Source organism: Ruegeria sp. AB5 (genome assembly GCF_056542645.1).
The window spans coordinates 246663-263244 of the sequence record NZ_JBQGAE010000003.1 but is presented as its reverse complement, the minus strand read 5'-3'; the positions used below and the strand labels follow the sequence as shown (position 1 = coordinate 263244).

Annotated in this window: 16 protein-coding genes; 12 read left to right on the top strand and 4 right to left on the bottom strand. The window is 58.3% G+C overall.

Going from position 1 to position 16582, the window contains the following annotated elements; translation table 11 throughout:
- The first annotated feature begins 20 nt into the window (after positions 1-20).
- From choX to betA, 6 genes are all read left to right on the top strand, one after another.
- The gene (choX, locus tag ACR0L4_RS08710) at positions 21-947 is read left to right on the top strand and encodes a choline ABC transporter substrate-binding protein (protein WP_170749350.1); all 927 of its coding nucleotides are present in this window, start codon (positions 21-23) and stop codon (positions 945-947) included.
- 17 nt (positions 948-964) lie between these two features.
- Complete coding sequence (locus tag ACR0L4_RS08705; RefSeq protein WP_480512192.1) at positions 965-1879, top strand: alpha/beta fold hydrolase; 915 nt, start codon at positions 965-967, stop codon at positions 1877-1879.
- Position 1880: 1 nt separating this feature from the next.
- A complete protein-coding gene (gene choW, locus ACR0L4_RS08700; protein ID WP_480512190.1) occupies positions 1881-2714 on the top strand; it encodes a choline ABC transporter permease subunit in 834 nt (277 codons plus the stop codon).
- A gap of 3 nt (positions 2715-2717) precedes the next feature.
- Complete coding sequence (choV, locus tag ACR0L4_RS08695; protein WP_480512188.1) at positions 2718-3770, top strand: choline ABC transporter ATP-binding protein; 1053 nt, start codon at positions 2718-2720, stop codon at positions 3768-3770.
- 62 nt (positions 3771-3832) lie between these two features.
- Positions 3833-5284 (top strand): betaine-aldehyde dehydrogenase, encoded by a 1452-nt coding sequence (gene betB / locus ACR0L4_RS08690; protein WP_480512186.1) that lies wholly within the window; start codon positions 3833-3835, stop codon positions 5282-5284.
- Positions 5285-5295: 11 nt separating this feature from the next.
- On the top strand, positions 5296-6951 hold the full coding sequence (gene betA / locus ACR0L4_RS08685; RefSeq protein ID WP_480512184.1) for a choline dehydrogenase: 1656 nt from the start codon (positions 5296-5298) through the stop codon (positions 6949-6951).
- Positions 6952-7167: 216 nt separating this feature from the next.
- Here the strand turns inward: betA and ACR0L4_RS08680 are convergent, their stop codons facing one another.
- Entirely contained in the window at positions 7168-7923 is a 756-nt protein-coding gene (locus ACR0L4_RS08680) for a MipA/OmpV family protein (RefSeq protein WP_170749356.1), read from the bottom strand.
- A 486-nt stretch (positions 7924-8409) separates the two neighbouring features.
- Here ACR0L4_RS08680 and ACR0L4_RS08675 point away from each other — a divergent pair, with 486 nt between their 5' ends.
- A complete protein-coding gene (locus ACR0L4_RS08675; RefSeq protein ID WP_480512182.1) occupies positions 8410-9267 on the top strand; it encodes a LytTR family DNA-binding domain-containing protein in 858 nt (285 codons plus the stop codon).
- Position 9268: 1 nt separating this feature from the next.
- Here the strand turns inward: ACR0L4_RS08675 and ACR0L4_RS08670 are convergent, their stop codons facing one another.
- Positions 9269-9790: a PadR family transcriptional regulator gene (locus ACR0L4_RS08670; protein WP_480512180.1), complete on the bottom strand. Its 522-nt coding sequence runs from the start codon at positions 9788-9790 to the stop codon at positions 9269-9271.
- Positions 9791-9897: 107 nt separating this feature from the next.
- Here ACR0L4_RS08670 and ACR0L4_RS08665 point away from each other — a divergent pair, with 107 nt between their 5' ends.
- Positions 9898-11913 (top strand): oxidoreductase, encoded by a 2016-nt coding sequence (locus tag ACR0L4_RS08665; protein ID WP_480512178.1) that lies wholly within the window; start codon positions 9898-9900, stop codon positions 11911-11913.
- Between the two features lie 202 nt (positions 11914-12115).
- Here ACR0L4_RS08665 and ACR0L4_RS08660 read toward each other — a convergent pair whose 3' ends face one another.
- Positions 12116-12754 carry a glutathione S-transferase family protein gene (locus ACR0L4_RS08660; protein ID WP_480512176.1) on the bottom strand — a complete coding sequence of 213 codons (639 nt, stop codon included), beginning with the start codon at positions 12752-12754 and terminating at the stop codon, positions 12116-12118.
- A 17-nt stretch (positions 12755-12771) separates the two neighbouring features.
- Complete coding sequence (locus ACR0L4_RS08655) at positions 12772-13443, bottom strand: FadR/GntR family transcriptional regulator (RefSeq protein WP_480512174.1); 672 nt, start codon at positions 13441-13443, stop codon at positions 12772-12774.
- 128 nt (positions 13444-13571) lie between these two features.
- Here ACR0L4_RS08655 and ACR0L4_RS08650 point away from each other — a divergent pair, with 128 nt between their 5' ends.
- The 4 genes from ACR0L4_RS08650 to ACR0L4_RS08635 are packed head-to-tail and all read left to right on the top strand — an operon-like array spanning position 13572 to position 16504.
- Positions 13572-14756, top strand: a complete 1185-nt coding sequence (locus ACR0L4_RS08650; protein ID WP_480512172.1) for a zinc-dependent alcohol dehydrogenase — start codon at positions 13572-13574, stop codon at positions 14754-14756.
- Positions 14753-15673: a dihydrodipicolinate synthase family protein gene (locus ACR0L4_RS08645; RefSeq protein WP_480512170.1), complete on the top strand. Its 921-nt coding sequence runs from the start codon at positions 14753-14755 to the stop codon at positions 15671-15673. The genes ACR0L4_RS08650 and ACR0L4_RS08645 overlap by 4 nt, the downstream gene beginning before the upstream one ends.
- A 13-nt stretch (positions 15674-15686) precedes the next feature.
- Positions 15687-16148, top strand: coding sequence for a cupin domain-containing protein (locus tag ACR0L4_RS08640; protein ID WP_480512168.1), 462 nt, complete (start codon positions 15687-15689; stop codon positions 16146-16148).
- Between the two features lie 50 nt (positions 16149-16198).
- Positions 16199-16504 carry a DUF1330 domain-containing protein gene (locus ACR0L4_RS08635; protein ID WP_170749364.1) on the top strand — a complete coding sequence of 102 codons (306 nt, stop codon included), beginning with the start codon at positions 16199-16201 and terminating at the stop codon, positions 16502-16504.
- Positions 16505-16582: the final 78 nt, after the last annotated feature.

Genomic DNA, 16582 nt, shown 5'->3' with positions numbered 1-16582 from the left:
AACCAATGGGAGGACCTAAAATGAAATCAGAACTTCGTTTGCCTCTGACGGCATCTGTGATTGCCCTGTGCGCCCATCAGGCTGCCGCAGGTTGTGAGACCGTCCGCATGGCTGAACCCGGCTGGACAGACCTGGCCTTGACCACCGGCGTTGCCAGTACCGTGCTCGAAGGGCTTGGCTATACCGCAGAAAGCGATGTGCTGGGAATTCCCGTCATCTACGAATCGATGGTCGGCAAAGATCTTGATGTGTTCCTGGGGTACTGGGATCCGGCGATGGAAACCTACTATCAGGCTTACCGCGATACCGGCGAGATTGAGACCGTGCACCAGAACCTGGAAGGTGCGAAATTCACCTTTGCGGTTCCGAAATACGTCCATGACGCGGGCGTCACCGACTTCTCGCATCTGGTCGAAAATGCCGACAAGTTTGACAGCCAGATGTACGGGATCGAGCCCGGTTCAAACGAAATCATGCTGGACATCGTAGGCAAGGACGCCTTTGGTCTGGGCGGCTGGAAAGTCGTCGAAAGCTCGGAACAGGGCATGCTGGCACAGGTCAAGAAGAACCAGCGCAAGGAAGACTGGATCGTGTTCCTGGCCTGGGCGCCGCATCCGATGAACACCCAGTTTGAGATCGAGTACCTGACCGGTGGCGACGATTTCTACGGCCCGAACTTTGGTGGCGCAACCGTGCATACCCAGGTGCGCAAGGGCTATCTGGAAGAATGCCCGAACATCGGCAAGCTGGTGACCCAGATGACCTTCGACATCCCGATGGAAAGCGAAGGCATGGGCTATATCCTGGAAGATGGCATGGACCCGAACGAGGCAGGTGCAAAGCTTCTGAAGGCCCATCCCGAGTATCTGGACGCCTGGCTTGATGGCGTGACCACCTTGGATGGCAGCAGCGGTCTGGACGCAGTCCGGGCGCATCTGGGCCTGTAATCAAGGCGGGGTGAGCGATGCCTATCACACAGACAATCGCCGGAAACTGCCCCATCTATGTCGAGATGCACGGCGACAAAGCCGCGCCGTGCATCGTGATGATCCTTGGGTTGGGGATGCAACTGTCGGAATGGCCGCAAGACCTGATCGACAGACTGGCCCGGGACTTTCACGTCATTTGCGTCGAAAACCGCGATATGGGCCGGTCGGGTCGCGCCGGGCCGGATATCGACCCCGAAGCCATCAGGCTTCTGGATTCTCATCAGAGTTTGCAACACTCTTCTTACTCCCTGTCCGACATGCGCGACGATGTGCTGCGCTGTGTTGACGCTTTGGGCATCGACAGTTTTGCGGTGGTCGGGTTTTCGATGGGCGGTATGATTGCCCAACTAGTCGCGGCAAAGCTTGGTCCAAGCGTCACCGGACTGGTGCAGATCTGCAGCAGCGCAGGCGAAGCCGAGATTCCCTCGCCACCCGGCGCATGGGATCGCTTCATGCGTACCGCGCGCCCGTTCGCCTCGGAAACCGAACTTGTGGACTGGCTGACAGAAGACCTCATCTGGTGGTCGGAACCGACACCGCTGAATGAAGACAACGCCCGCGCAACCGCATTGGCCATGATCAGAGGCGGGTTTTCGTCCGGAGGCTATGCCCGGCAACTGCTTGCGCTGAACGGGTCCGGTGATCGGACGGTCGCACTGCAATCCATTGTTTCGCCGACCCTGATTGTAGCTGGGGCACAGGATCGATGCGTGATGCCAGAAAGCTCGTACCAAGCGCATGCGCTGATCCCCAATTCCGAATTCGTGCTGTGCGAAGATATGGGCCACACCCTGGATCCGCAGGCCATCAAACATCTCGAGAGCTGGCTGAGGACGACACTTACGCCTCAGCTCGCAACATCAACGACACATGCAGGAGGGAGGACCTGAAATGGAGTGGTTGGAATCCTATAAAATTCCGATTGGGAAATGGGCAAAGATCTTTGTCGACTGGCTGACCGATAACTTTTTCTGGTTTTTTGACGGCCTGTCAGCTGTGCTGGAGGGGATTATCCTCGCCCTGCTGTGGCTGCTGCAAGCGCCAAACGCCTTTGTCGTGATCGCAGCGATCACCGCGCTGTCCTGGGTGGTTCGGAAATCTATCGGCTTTACCCTGTTCACCGCGCTTGGCCTGTTGCTGATCGTCAATCAGGGCTACTGGGTTGAGACGACCGAGACTCTGGCGCTGGTCTTTGCGGCCGCTGTGGTCTGCATGGGGCTGGGTGTGCCTTTGGGCATTGCCGCCGCACGCAAACCCTGGCTGCACCGGATCATGGAACCCATTCTGGACCTGATGCAGACGATCCCCACATTCGTCTACCTGATCCCGGCGCTGATCCTGTTTGGTCTGGGCATGGTTCCCGGCCTGATCGCCACGGTGATCTTTGCCATCCCGGCACCGATCCGGCTGACCTATCTGGGTATCACATCCACGCCCACAGCGCTGATCGAGGCTGGCAAGGCCTTTGGGTCGACGCCGTTGCAGCTGATGTGGAAGGTCGAACTGCCCTTTGCACTGCCGCAGATCATGGCCGGTCTGACGCAGACCATCATGCTGTCGCTGTCCATGGTGGTGATCGCCGCCCTTGTTGGCGCTGATGGCTTGGGTGTTCCGACGCTGCGGGCGCTGAACTCTGTCAATATCGCCAAAGGGTTCGAGGTTGGCATCGCAATCGTTCTGGTCGCCATCATCTTCGACCGGATGTTCAAAAGAGGGAGCGCGTGACCAATGACTGACACAATGGTACGGTTCGACAATGTGAACATCGTCTTTGGCAACGACCCAAAGACCGCCCTGCCGATGATGGACAAAGGCATGTCGCGCGCGGAAATTCAGGAACAGACCGGGCAAGTGCTGGGTGTTCATGACTGTTCGATCGACATCAAGAACGGCGAGATTCTGGTGCTTATGGGCCTGTCCGGGTCGGGCAAATCAACCCTGCTGCGGGCGGTGAACGGGTTGAACCCCGTGGTGCGCGGCAAGGTCGAGGTCAACACCGGAAACGGCCTGGTGGATATCGTGCAGGCCAACGAAAAGGCTCTGCGCGGCATCCGTCGGGATCGCGTCGCCATGGTCTTTCAGCAATTCGGCCTTCTGCCCTGGCGCACGGTGATCGACAATGTCGCCTATGGGCTTGAGGTCGCTGGCGTCGACAAGGACGAACGTCTAAGACGCGCCCGCGAACAGCTGGAACTGGTGCATCTTGAGGATTGGGCCGAACGTAAGGTTCAGGAACTCTCTGGCGGCATGCAACAGCGTGTGGGCCTGGCCCGCGCCTTTGCCACCGAAGCCCCGATCCTGCTGATGGACGAGCCGTTCTCGGCCCTTGATCCGCTGATCCGCAACAAGCTGCAGGATGAACTGCTCGAATTCCAGCAAAAGCTGGGGCGCACGATCGTCTTCGTCAGCCACGATCTGGATGAGGCGCTGAAAATCGGATCGCGCATCGCCATCATGGAAGGTGGCCGAATCGTGCAATGTGCCGAACCGCAGGACATCGTGCTGAACCCGGCAACGCCTTACGTGGCCGAGTTCGTGGCCCATATGAACCCGCTGAACGTCCTGCGCGCGATGGAGATCATGGATGATCATTCCGGACCCGTCCCGGCAGATGCACGGGTCATCGCGGACACGACGCCTCTGAAAGATATCATTTCGATGCTGATTGATGAGCAAAGCGAAATCATCGTTCAGGGGGCAGACGGGCCGATTGGCAAGATCGACGTCAAGGCCGCGCTGAGCTGTCTGTTGCGCACACAACAGGCCAAAGTCGCCGCGTGATAACCGGCGCCAACGGGTTATCCCTTTGGCGCCGTTGACCAATTCAATCAGAGGTGTCGCCCATGATCGCGCAACCAACTGCCAGCCATTTCGTGAATGGCACCTATGTCGAAGACAAAACCGGCAAGCCGCTGGATGTCATCTACCCGGCGACGGGCGAAGTGATTGCCAATCTGCACGAGGCCTCACCCAATCTGGTGGACCAGACCATCGCACAGGCTCTGGCCGCGCAAAAGGATTGGGCCGCGATGTCCGGCACCGAACGCGGGCGCATCATGCGCCGGGCCGCCGATATCATGCGCGAACGCAACCACGAATTGTCGGTTCTGGAAACCTATGACACCGGCAAACCGCTGCAGGAAACCACTGTCGCAGATGCCACCTCGGGGGCCGATGCCCTGGAATATTTCGGCGGCTTGGCCGCCAGCCTGACGGGCGAACATATCCAGCTGGGCGAAGACTGGGTCTATACAAGGCGCGAGCCGCTGGGCCTGTGCGTCGGCATCGGCGCGTGGAACTATCCGACCCAGATCGCCTGTTGGAAGGCCGCCCCGGCGCTGGCCTGTGGCAATGTCGTGATCTTTAAACCCTCCGAAGAAACCCCCCTCTGCGCGCTGAAAGTGGCCGAGATCCTGACCGAAGCGGGCCTGCCCGCCGGTGTGTTCAATGTCCTGCAAGGCCGGGGCGAGGTTGGTGCGGCGCTGGTCACGGATTCACGGGTCGACAAGGTCTCGCTGACCGGTTCGGTCCCGACCGGGCGCAAAGTCTATGCCGCCGCCGCCGAAGGCATGAAACATGTCACGATGGAGCTGGGCGGCAAATCCCCGATGATCGTATTCGATGACGCCGATCCGGAAGATGCCGTCAGCGGCGCCATTCTGGGGAATTTCTATTCCTCCGGTCAGGTCTGTTCGAACGGCACGCGCGTCTTTGTCCAAAGCGGTATCAAAGACGCCTTTCTTGCCCGCCTGCAGGAACGGCTGGCCGGTGCCATCATCGGCGATCCGCAGGACGAGACGACGAATTTCGGCCCCCTTGTCAGCACGCGCCAGCTTGAGATCTCGCTCAGCTATATCGACGCGGGCAAGGCCGAGGGCGCGCGGCTGGTCTGTGGCGGTGAACGGATCGACAAACCGGGCAACTGGATCACGCCTGCGGTTTTTGCCGATGTCAAAGACGACATGAAGATCGCGCAGGAAGAGATTTTTGGCCCGGTGATGGCGGTTCTCGATTTCGATACCGAGGATGAGGTCATCGCCCGCGCCAATGCCACCGATTTCGGTCTGGCCGCCGGTGTGTTCACCAATGACCTCAAACGCGGCCACCGTGTGATCGCACAGCTTGAGGCTGGCAGCTGCTTTCTCAATTCCTACAACGATGCCCCGGTCGAGGCCCCCTTTGGCGGCGTCAAACAATCGGGCGTGGGCCGTGAAAACTCGAAAGCTGCAATCGAACATTACAGCCAACTCAAGTCGGTCTATGTGCGCATGACCCCTGTCGAAGCGCCGTTCTAAGGAGGATGACCATGGAGGCAGATTTTGTCATAGTTGGCGCCGGTTCAGCCGGATGCGCGATGGCCTATCGGCTGGCCGAGGCCGGATCGTCGGTCATCATCATCGAATATGGCGGCACGGACGTGGGTCCATTCATCCAGATGCCCGCCGCCCTGTCTTATCCGATGAATATGTCGATGTATGACTGGGGTTTCGCATCCGAACCCGAGCCGCATCTGGGCGGGCGCGAACTGGCCTGTCCGCGCGGCAAGGTGATCGGCGGATCATCATCGATCAACGGTATGGTCTATGTCCGTGGCCACGCAAAGGATTTTGACCATTGGGCCGATAGCGGCGCCACCGGTTGGAGCTATGCCGACGTGCTGCCCTATTACAAGCGGATGGAAAACTGGCATGACGGCGGCCATGGCGGCGACCCCGAATGGCGCGGCAATGACGGGCCCTTGCATGTCACGCGCGGCCCCAGAAAGAACCCGCTGTTCCACGCCTTTGTCGATGCGGGCAAACAGGCCGGATATCAGGTCACCGGCGACTATAACGGGGAACAGCAAGAAGGCTTTGGCCCGATGGAGCAAACCGTCTGGAAAGGACGGCGCTGGTCGGCGGCAAATGCGTACCTGAAACCTGCTCTGCAACGCCCGAACTGCACCCTGATCAAGGGTCTGGCAAACCGGGTGATCATCGAGGACGGGCGGGCAACCGGCGTCGAACTGCAACGCGGATCGAAAACCGAGACCATCCGCGCCAAGCGCGAGGTGATCATTTCGGCCTCGTCCATCAACTCGCCCAAGCTGCTGATGCTGTCGGGGATTGGCCCCGCCGCGCATCTGGCCGAACACGGGATCGAAGTGGTCGCCGACCGCCCCGGCGTCGGCCAGAACCTGCAGGACCACCTTGAGCTGTATCTGCAGATGGCGGCCAGTCAGCCAATCACGCTGTACAAATACTGGAACCTGTTCTGGAAAGGCGCGCTGGGTGCGCAGTGGCTGTTCACGAAAACCGGCCTCGGGGCCTCAAACCAGTTCGAAAGCGCGGCGTTCATTCGGTCGGCGGCGGGCGTCGATTACCCCGATATCCAGTATCACTTCCTGCCGATGGCAGTGCGCTATGACGGTCAGGCCGCAGCTGAAGGGCACGGTTTCCAGGCGCATGTTGGCCCGATGCGGTCGAAATCGCGGGGCGCGGTTACCTTGCGCAGCGCCGATCCCAAGGACGCGCCCAAGATCCTGTTCAATTACATGAGTCACGAGGATGATTGGACTGATTTCCGGACCTGTATCCGCCTGACCCGCGAGATTTTCGCGCAGGACGCGTTCAAGCCTTATGTGAAGCACGAAATCCAACCCGGCGATGCCGTCCAAAGCGACGATGAGCTGGATGATTTCATCCGCCACGAGGTCGAGAGCGCCTATCACCCCTGTGGCACCTGCAAGATGGGGGCTGCTGATGATCCGATGGCCGTTGTGGACCCGGAATGCCGCGTAATCGGTGTTGAGGGGCTGCGCGTTGCCGACAGCTCGATCTTTCCGCGGATCACCAATGGCAACCTGAATGCGCCGTCGATCATGACCGGCGAAAAAGCTGCGGATCACATCCTTGGCAAGCGTTTGGCCCCGTCCAATGCGAAACCCTGGAACCATCCGGATTGGGAGAGCAGCCAGCGGTAATCTGGCTTCTCCTGCGGCGCGCCTGATGCTCCTCCCCACATTGCAGGCGCGCCGATTTTTTTCTGTTCACAGTGCAGAACATACCCGGATCCGGAGGACCCAACCCTAGTAGCCGGTCGGCAGCTTAGAAGGTTTGAGATCGGGAATACCTGCTCTCGGCACAAGGCAGGGTTGGGTATAGACCGGGCCCGCACAAGACAGGTCCGGTCCGAGGGATCAGAAATTGAACATCACACCGAATGTGGCACTGTAGATGTTGTCTTCATCCACAATCGGGCTGTTCGAAACGTCGCTGGGCAGGAAGTCGGCCCGAAGGCCACCCATCAGTGACCATCTTTCGTTGATTGGCCGGACCATGCGCGCTTCGACAAACGGGATGATTACATCGCCGGGCGCATATTCAGGGCGACCTGCCCGTGCCTCATCCGCGGAAACACCCCAGACATAACCGCTCAGATCTTCACTCTGCCAACCCGCACCGGCGCGCAGTTGCAGCATCGATTTGCCAACCTTGGTGCCATAGCCGAAATCAAAAATCACTTCCTGACCATCATGCTCACCGGTCACTTCCTGACGGAACCGCAGGCCGGTATTGAAGCCCGCACCCAGGTCATAGCCAAGGATTAGGGCGAGGTCTCCGGTAATCTCACGATCAATCCCGTCAAGTTCGTCTGCATCGGTGTTGAACAAGCCCGAGAAACGAGGCAGCAGGCCTACCGACAGTGTGTAGCCGTTGCCCTGGTAAGCCTCATATTCAAGGCCCAATGTACCGATGGACAGCGGACCTGTCTTATATGTCACCAGCGGATAGGGTTGGACCTGCGTGCCCTCCCCGATATAGGGGTTGTTTGCGACACCGGCGATCACACCGATCTGCCAGCCATCCGGCTGCCCGCCGCCCTGTGCGGCTCCGGAAGAGGCCATGGCGGCAACCGCCAGCGGGGATAGGAACACTGCTCGAAAGTCGATCACGATAACTTTCCTCTGTTTGGGATTCAGTCTTGGGGGATTTATGTTGACCGATCTTCTGTGCCCGCACCAAACGCGGTACGGGCACATTCAATCGGCCGAGGGGGGTAGAGAATTCTAACGCGGTAGGTTTGGCGATGTAGGTGGGAAACGGTCAGCTCCAGATTGATCCGACCGGGACATGTAAAAACTCAGCCCGGGTTTTCGAAGACAAACTTTCATCTGGAGTAACCTTGTTTTGGCACAAAGACCTGCAAGAGTGAGTGGTCAGCTATCGCCGCGTTGAGTTGGTTTGTTCTGGCCGTCAGATAGTTGCATCAAACACTCAGTGCACGCGCAAGTTCGTCAACACGCGCCAAATATACGCGAGTGGTCTGTAGCATTCGCAAGCGGTATATGTTCGACCATTGGCGATTGCGTGCGTTGTTTTCCTGTTTCGCAACGCCTAAATACTCACGCTGAGACCCCTGATCCAGATCCAGCGATTCCATGACAAAATCCGTTCACCACAACGGCACTTTCCCTCAGACCGTTCAAAACGCGTTGATTACAATCGTGTCGTTTGAGGGTCTGACGATCTGGAAGCTCATCCGCTTTGCAAGCTGGTTTGCGTGCGGCGTCGGTCTTCTTTTGACAGTGTTCGAGACCGGACCTTATTCCGATTTGCCGATGTGGGCTGCATTCCTGTTATGGTCGGCGAAACTGTTTGCAGGCAGTGCCATATTGGTCGCCGTCGCCGTCGTTGGGGTTCTTGTTGGTCTTAGCATGCCCTGGCCCTTGATCTGTGCGGTGCTTTTCCAACCTTTGTTGCTGGCTCCGATTTCTTTGTTGATTGGCCTCATGTCAGGAACAGATCGACTTTCCGCTGCGTTTTCCAATGGCATCTTGATCAGCCTGATTGACGAGGCCGCCAATCTGGCGCTGCCTTCGATGTTCCTATCCTCGGCGCTTTGTGTGTTTGCCGTTTGGTTCGGCAAACTTCTGCAGGCCAATGGTGCGGCTGGCAGTGAGACGTCAGAGGAAATAGTCCAACAACCAAAACTGAGAGAAGCGATCCCGACTTTGCCAACCCGCCTTGGCGAAGATATTGTTCGGGTCGAAGCGCAGGACCACTATATAAATGTGGTCACTTCATCCGGCCAAGCGACGTTAAAGATGTCGTTTTCCGATTGTGTTGACCGATTGCAGGATTTCAGCGGCGCCCAGTGTCACAGATCGCATTGGGTCAGTTTCAGGCATATTCAGGACATCCACCGCGCGGGAAGCGCCTATACTTGCATCCTGAGCGACGGAACCAGCATACCGGTCAGCCGCAGACGACGCGCAGCACTAAAGGTTGCTGTCTGAATTAGAGCGTATCCAGAACTTCTTCTATCAGTTGAATATAGCTGAGTTCATTGCGAATTCCGGCGTCAAGGATGAGGGCCTGCACGCGATCTTTTCGTGACAGTGCGCCAGATCCGAAATCCCTTTTGCGGATGCCCTTGAAGCCCGCCAGCCTGGTCCGATGAACGGCCAATCTGGCGGTCAGCATCTTTTCCACATCAGGCTGAGTCAGCGAGGACAGGGCCCGAAGACGCACCAGAAACGCGTCTCGGATTGGTGCCGGGTCTTCCGTTTGGACAAGCCATTCCTCCAGGGCAGTCTTTCCAGAATGCGTGATGCTGAAGACGCGCCGCCGTCCCTGCGAATTTGGATGTTCTTCCGCATCTACCAATCCTGCATGATGCAATCCGGACAGTTCACGATAGATTTGCTGATGCGACGCCGACCAGAAATACCCGATTGATTTTTCAAACCGCGAGGATAGCTCGGACCCTGTTCCGCTTTTTTCCATCAGGGCCGTCAGCAAGGCATAGGATAAAGACACGCCAAAATCTCCGGTCGCGACGTTACGTTAGGCTTCGTGTTTTGCAACTTGTTGCATAATAACGTGCCGTACGCAATGCCGCCTAGGCCTACGAAGGAATGTCCGCAATGTCTCACTTCCCTCTTATGAACACTCCGCTTGATCTTGGCTTTACCACGCTCAAGAACCGGGTCCTTATGGGTTCGATGCATGTCGGGCTGGAAGAACTTCCCAACGGCTTTGAACGCATGGCTGAGTTTTTTGCCGAGCGCGCCCGTGGCGGGGCCGGCCTGATGGTTACCGGTGGGATCGCCCCCAATGATCGCGGCAGACCGTTTGGCGGTGGTGCAACGCTGACCACCGAACACGAGGCCGAAGAACATCGCATCGTCACCGACGCCGTGCACAAGGCCGGTGGCAAGATCGCCATGCAGATCCTGCATTTCGGTCGCTACTCCTATCAGGAAGATCTGGTCGCGCCGTCGGCGGTTCAGGCCCCGATCAACCCCTATATTCCGCATGAGCTGACCGGCGATGAGGTTGAAGAGACCATCGCCGATTTCGTCAGATGTGCCAAGCTGGCCCAGAAAGCCGGTTATGACGGGGTCGAGATCATGGGTTCCGAGGGCTACCTGATCAACGAATTTATCGCCGCCCGCACCAACCACCGTTCGGACGAATGGGGCGGCAGCTATGCCAACCGCATGCGCTTCCCGACCGAGATCGTGCGCCGCACCCGCGAGGCGGTTGGCGAGAACTTCATCATCATCTACCGCCTGTCGATGCTGGACCTGGTGGATGGCGGTTCGACCTTTGAAGAGGTTGTCGAACTGGCACAGGGGATCGAGGCCGCAGGTGCCACGATCATCAACACCGGTATCGGCTGGCACGAGGCCCGCATCCCCACCATCGCCACCAAAGTGCCGCGCGCCGCGTTCGGCTGGGTCACCAAGCGGATGATGGGCAAAGTCGGCATCCCGCTGATCGCCACCAACCGGATCAACACCCCCGAGATCATTGAAGGCCTACTGGAAGACGGCGCCTGCGACATGGTTTCGATGGCCCGCCCGTTCCTGGCGGATGCGGATTTCGTCAACAAAGCTGCCGAGGGCCGCTCGGAATTCATCAACACCTGCATCGGCTGTAACCAGGCCTGTCTGGACCACACTTTCCAGCTGAAAACCACCAGTTGTCTGGTGAACCCGCGCGCCTGCCACGAGACCGAGATCGTGATCAAACCCACCGATAACCCGCGCAGCATTGCCGTGGTTGGTGCCGGTCCGGCTGGTCTGGCCTTTGCCAAAACGGCGGCAGAGCGTGGTCACAAGGTCACGCTGTTTGATGCGGGCTCGGAAATCGGCGGTCAGTTCAACGTCGCCAAGACCATCCCGGGCAAGGAAGAGTTCTATGAAACCCTGCGCTATTTCCGCAACGAGATTGCGCGTCTGAAGGTTGACCTGCGCCTGAACACCCGCGTCGAAGCCGCCGATCTGGGCGATTTTGACGAGGTCATTCTGGCCACCGGTATCGCGCCGCGCCTGCCGCAGATCGACGGGATCGACCACCCCAAAGTGCTGGGCTATCTGGAAGCGCTGGCAGATGTCAAAGCCATCGGTGAACGCGTAGCCATCGTTGGCGCGGGCGGCATCGGTTTTGACGTGGCCGAAGCGATCACCCATGAAGGTGTCAGCTCCAGCCAGGACCCCGACAAGTTCTTCCGCGAATGGGGTGTGGACATGAATATGGAAACCCCCGGCGGTCTGCGCAAACCGGAACCCGAGGCATCGCCGCGTCAAGTTTGGCTGCTGCAGCGGAAAGAAACCAAGGTTGGCGCCGGTCTGGGCAAAACCACGGGCTGGATTCACCGCGCGGGCCTGAAGGCCAAGAATGTCGCCATGGTCCCATCTGTCAGCTATCGCAAGATCGACGACGAAGGCCTGCACATCACGGTTGGTGATGAGGACAAGGTTCTGCCGGTCGACAACATCATCATCTGTGCCGGACAGGACCCACTGCGCGCGCTGCAGCAACCACTGCTGGATATGGGCAAGACCGTGCATCTGATAGGTGGCGCGGAAATCGCAGCCGAGCTGGACGCCAAGCGAGCAATCCATCGCGGGACCACGCTGGCCGCAGACCTCTGACCCCAAACAAATCCGACCAAAGCCAACGCCCACTCCCTAACGCAGGGTGTGGGCGTTTTTCTATGCGCCTAGGGCGACCGATGAACCCGATGTATCGACTGTCAAAGAGCTTTCGGGAACTCGGTGCAAAAAAGGATATGGCGCTGCCTTGGGGCGTCTGGGAGGACAGGCAGCGCCATATCTACGGACCAAAAAGGTCACGTTACGGCATTGGAATGTCGTTGGTGAATTTGGGGACCTGATAGCCCTTTTGCACGGCCGGACGCGCCGCGATACGCGCATACCAGGCTTTCACATTGGGATACTGGTTCAGATCAACCTCTTGCCAGTCAAAGCGCGAGACCCAAGGCCAGCAGGCCATGTCGGCAACGGAATACATCCCTTTCCCCTCGCCCGCGATATAGTCGCGGCCTTCGAGACGAGCGTTTAGAACACGGTACAGGCGGTTTGCCTCGGTCGAATAGCGGTCTTCGGAATAGGCCGACGTGCCTTTGTTGTATTTCACAAAGTGATGCACCTGACCCAGCATCGGGCCCAGACCGCCCATCTGCCACATCAGCCATTCGATCATCCGCCAGTATTCGTCACCTTCGCAAATGAACTGGCCGTATTTCTGGCCCAGATACAGCATGATCGCACCCGTCTCCATCAGCGTGACGCCGGTCTCATGGTCGATGATCGCCGGGATCCGGTTGTTGGGGGCGACTTTCAGAAAGTCGGGCGCGTGCTGTTCGCCCTTGCTGATGTCGATGCTGTGAACAGTATAGGGCACGCCCAGCTCTTCCAGCATGATGGATACTTTGCGACCATTGGGCGTGGTCCAGGTGTAGAGGTCGATCACAGGTGTCTCCTTTTGTGTCAGTCATCCGCCATCATCGTGCCGAGTGTCGCTTTGATGTGGCGCCTCATTGCATCGCGCGCGCCAGCGCGGTCGCGCCGTTCCAGCGCAGCGACTATTTCGTCATGCTCGCTAAATGAGTGGTAATCATCTGAAGGTTGCCCCGCAGGCAGGTACAGATTGCCCCAAACAACTTTGCGACGGACCCCGTTCACGACCTTTGACACTTCGTGTAACAGAAGGTTGCCGGACGCTTCTGCAATCAGATCGTGAAACTGCGAATCCAGTTCTTCATAGGTTTCCCAGTCGGGTGCCTTGCGCATGTCGGTTGCAAGCTTGCGCAGTTCCAGAATCTGACGTTGCGTCGCGTGCAGCGCCGCAAGACTGGCCAGTTCGGGCTCCAGCGCAAGACGCGCAGTCATGGCGTCATGCGGGCCGGTCTGCTGCGCCAAAAGGGTCAGCATGGCAGGATCAGCCAAACCAGGATTGCTTGGATCCTTGATGAAGGTGCCACGCCCGACGTGCCGGTCTAGTCGGCCTTCGGTTTCAAGCACCAAAAGCGCTTTTCTGAGGTCTGCGCGTGACACGGAAAGCTCTTCAGCCAACAGCCTTTCTGCGGGAATCCGCTCCCCCTCAGACAGGTTTGACATGTCCAACCAATTTCTCAATTTCTGTAAAACTTCGCCATTCATAAGAATTGGTTGCTCTCCGAGTCTGTTGATACCCTCTTATACGTGGACTTTTTTGATTGCAATATTTCGAATCCACGGATAAATGGTTACACAATGATCATAATTGGTCAACCAATATGTGAGGGATCATGACAGATTTTGTTTCCAATTCATCCAACGGCTGGCAAGATGTCACTCTGTCGAAAGACATGCAGGTGCCCGCCGAGATGAAAGCCTGGGTTCTTGACGACCCAGAGGAGCTTTCGCTGACGACAAAGCCGGTCCCAGCGCCGGGTAAGGCCGAGGCGCTTGTCCGTATCGATGCCGTCGCGATTTGTGCGACAGATCTGGAGATCATCAAATACGGCACCCCCGCGATGATCGAGGGCGGCGCACCGTTCAACAAAAACTTTACCCCCGGCCATGAATACATGGGCACCATCGCCGCACTTGGCCCCGGTGTTGACGAATTCGAAATCGGCGACCGGGTCACGGTCGAAATCCACGCAGGCTGCGGCCAGTGCAAACGCTGCCGGATGGGCATGTATACGTCGTGCCACAATTACGGTCTGAACTACGGTGACATGGACAAGGGCCACCGGGCCAATGGGTTCACCACCGATGGCGGGTTCAAGGAATACGCGATCAACAACATCAACACGATGATCAAAGTCCCCGACGACATGAGCGATGAAGAGGCCACTCTGGTCGTCACCGCGGGTACGTCAATGTATGGGCTGACCGAGTTGGGCGGTCTCGTTGCCGGTGAAAGCGTGGTCGTCATCGGCCCCGGCCCCATCGGCCTGCTGGCTGTTGCCGTCGCCAAATCGCTGGGCGCATCGCCTGTGGTTCTGGTAGGCACCCGTGAAAACCGCAACAAGATCGGTGAACAACTGGGCGCGGACATTACGATCAACGCACGCGAAGAGGATGCGATTGCCCGGGTGAAGGAAATCACCGGCAAGGGGGCTGACTATGTGGTCGACTGCGCAGGAACCGAGACAACGGTCAACCAGGCTGTTCAAATGACCAACCGGGGCGGACGTGTTTGTCTGGCCGCTTTCCCGAAAGAGGCGGTCAAGTTCGACATCGGCCATCTGGCTGTGAACAATATCTATCTCTATGGCATTCGCGGCGAAGGTCGATCAGCGACCCACCGGGCCATGGCCCTGATGGCGGAAAACCAGTTTGATGCAAGCCTGATCCACACGCATACCTTCCCGATGGAAGACTTGCCCGAAGCATTGCGTCACGCACGCGAGCGGGTTGATGATGCGATCAAGGTGGTCGTGTCGATGCGACAGAGCCGCGAAGGAAAGGTGGCAGCAGAATGAAAGCAAGACGAGGGATTTACGCGGCGACAATCTCGCCGTTCCACGCCGATGGCAGCCTGGATACAGCAAAGCTGATTTCCTATAGCCGCCATCTGATGAGCGACGCAGGCGGCTGTGACGGTGTTGCACCGCTGGGCACCACGGGTGAGGGCACGTCGATTGCGATGCCCGACAAGCTGGCGCTGCCCGGAGCCTTTGCCGAGGCCGGTATCGCAGGCGATCGGGTCATTTTCGGCGCAGGCGCACCGTCTGTATCGGATGCCATCGCACTGACCAAATCCGCCGTTGAGGCAGGCTTTCCCAACGTTCTGGTCCTGCCGCCCTATTACTACAAGAACCCCTCGGAAGAGGGTCTTTACGCCTATTTCTCGCAGATTGCCGAGAGCGTGGCCGATGACCGTCTGCGGATGTATCTGTACCACTTCCCGCAGATGTCGGCGGCTCCGCTGCCGGTGTCGATGGTCGTGCGTCTGAAGCAGGCCTTTGGCCCGCTGGTTGCAGGTCTGAAAGACAGCTCGGGTGATTTCGAACAATCGCGCGCCTTTATCGAGGCCACCGGCGGTGTGGATGCGGATTTCGACGTTTACCCATCGTCTGAAGCCTTCCTTGATGACGGTCTGTCCATCGGTTCGGCCGGGATCATCTCGGGCTCGACCAACGCCTTTGGTGCGCTGGTTCAGAAAGCCTTTCAGGCAACAGGTGACGCCCGTCAGGCAGCGCTTGAACCGGTCAAAGCCGCACGTAGTGCAGCCGCCAAGTTCAACATGATGTCGGCGATGAAACAGGTTGAGGCCTGGCGCAGCGGTGATGACAGCTGGTTGCGCATGGCGCCCCCGCTGAGCCCGCTGAACGACGAACAAAAGGCAGCCCTGCGCGCCGAGCTGGATGCGCTCGCGCCCGGTTCTTTGGCCAGCTAACAAGGACAAACACATGACACACGGTCCCCACCATATTGAAACCGCAACCGATCCGGCCGCATTTGCGGACTGGCCCGAAGGTCTGTACGAAGAGATGAAGGCAGATGAGTTCAACGGCGTCGTTGGCTCGACCCTTGTTTCGGAAAACGACCGGGTGCGCGTTTGGCATCTGCGCCTGCCCCCAGGCAAGCGCTGCCCCTTTCACCGCCACGTGAACCCTTATTTCTGGTCGGCCCACAACGCAGGCAAGGCACGGGGCTTTTTCTCGAACGGCCGCATCAAGGATGTCGAGCATTACCCGGGCGAGACACGGCACTATTACTACGGTGCAGGTGAATACATGCTGCATTCGGTACAGAACATCGGCGACACCGAGCTGCTGTTCACCACCGTCGAATTCAAAGACGGACCAAACGACCTCTTGCCGATTCCCGACGAGATCCGGATGCCGGAACCGGCTCCGGCGGCGGAGTGAGCCCAATCGCATGGGCTTTGCCCATATGACAACCTAGAAGGAGCCAAACGATGCCTGCATATTGGCTGGCCCGCGCAAAGATCAACGAACCCGTCGCCTACAAGCGATATACTGACCGGGTTCCCGAGATTGTCGCCAGTTTCGGCGGTAAGGTCCTGGCCCGCGGTGGACGTTTCGAGATAATGGAAGGTCCCGAGAAATTTGCGCGTTTCGTCGTCATCGAATTTCCGACATTCGAGGATGGTACGGCCTGTTTCCGTTCGCCGGAATACAAGGCTGCGGCAAAAAATCGTCGCGAAAACGGCGCCGGGGAGGTCGAAATCGTGATGCTCGAAGCAGGTGAATTTACCAGATAAGCTCCTTGTTTCGTGCCACATCGACCATTTGGGGGTTTCTTCGACACAACGGGAAACCTCCTTTGGGTCCACTTGATC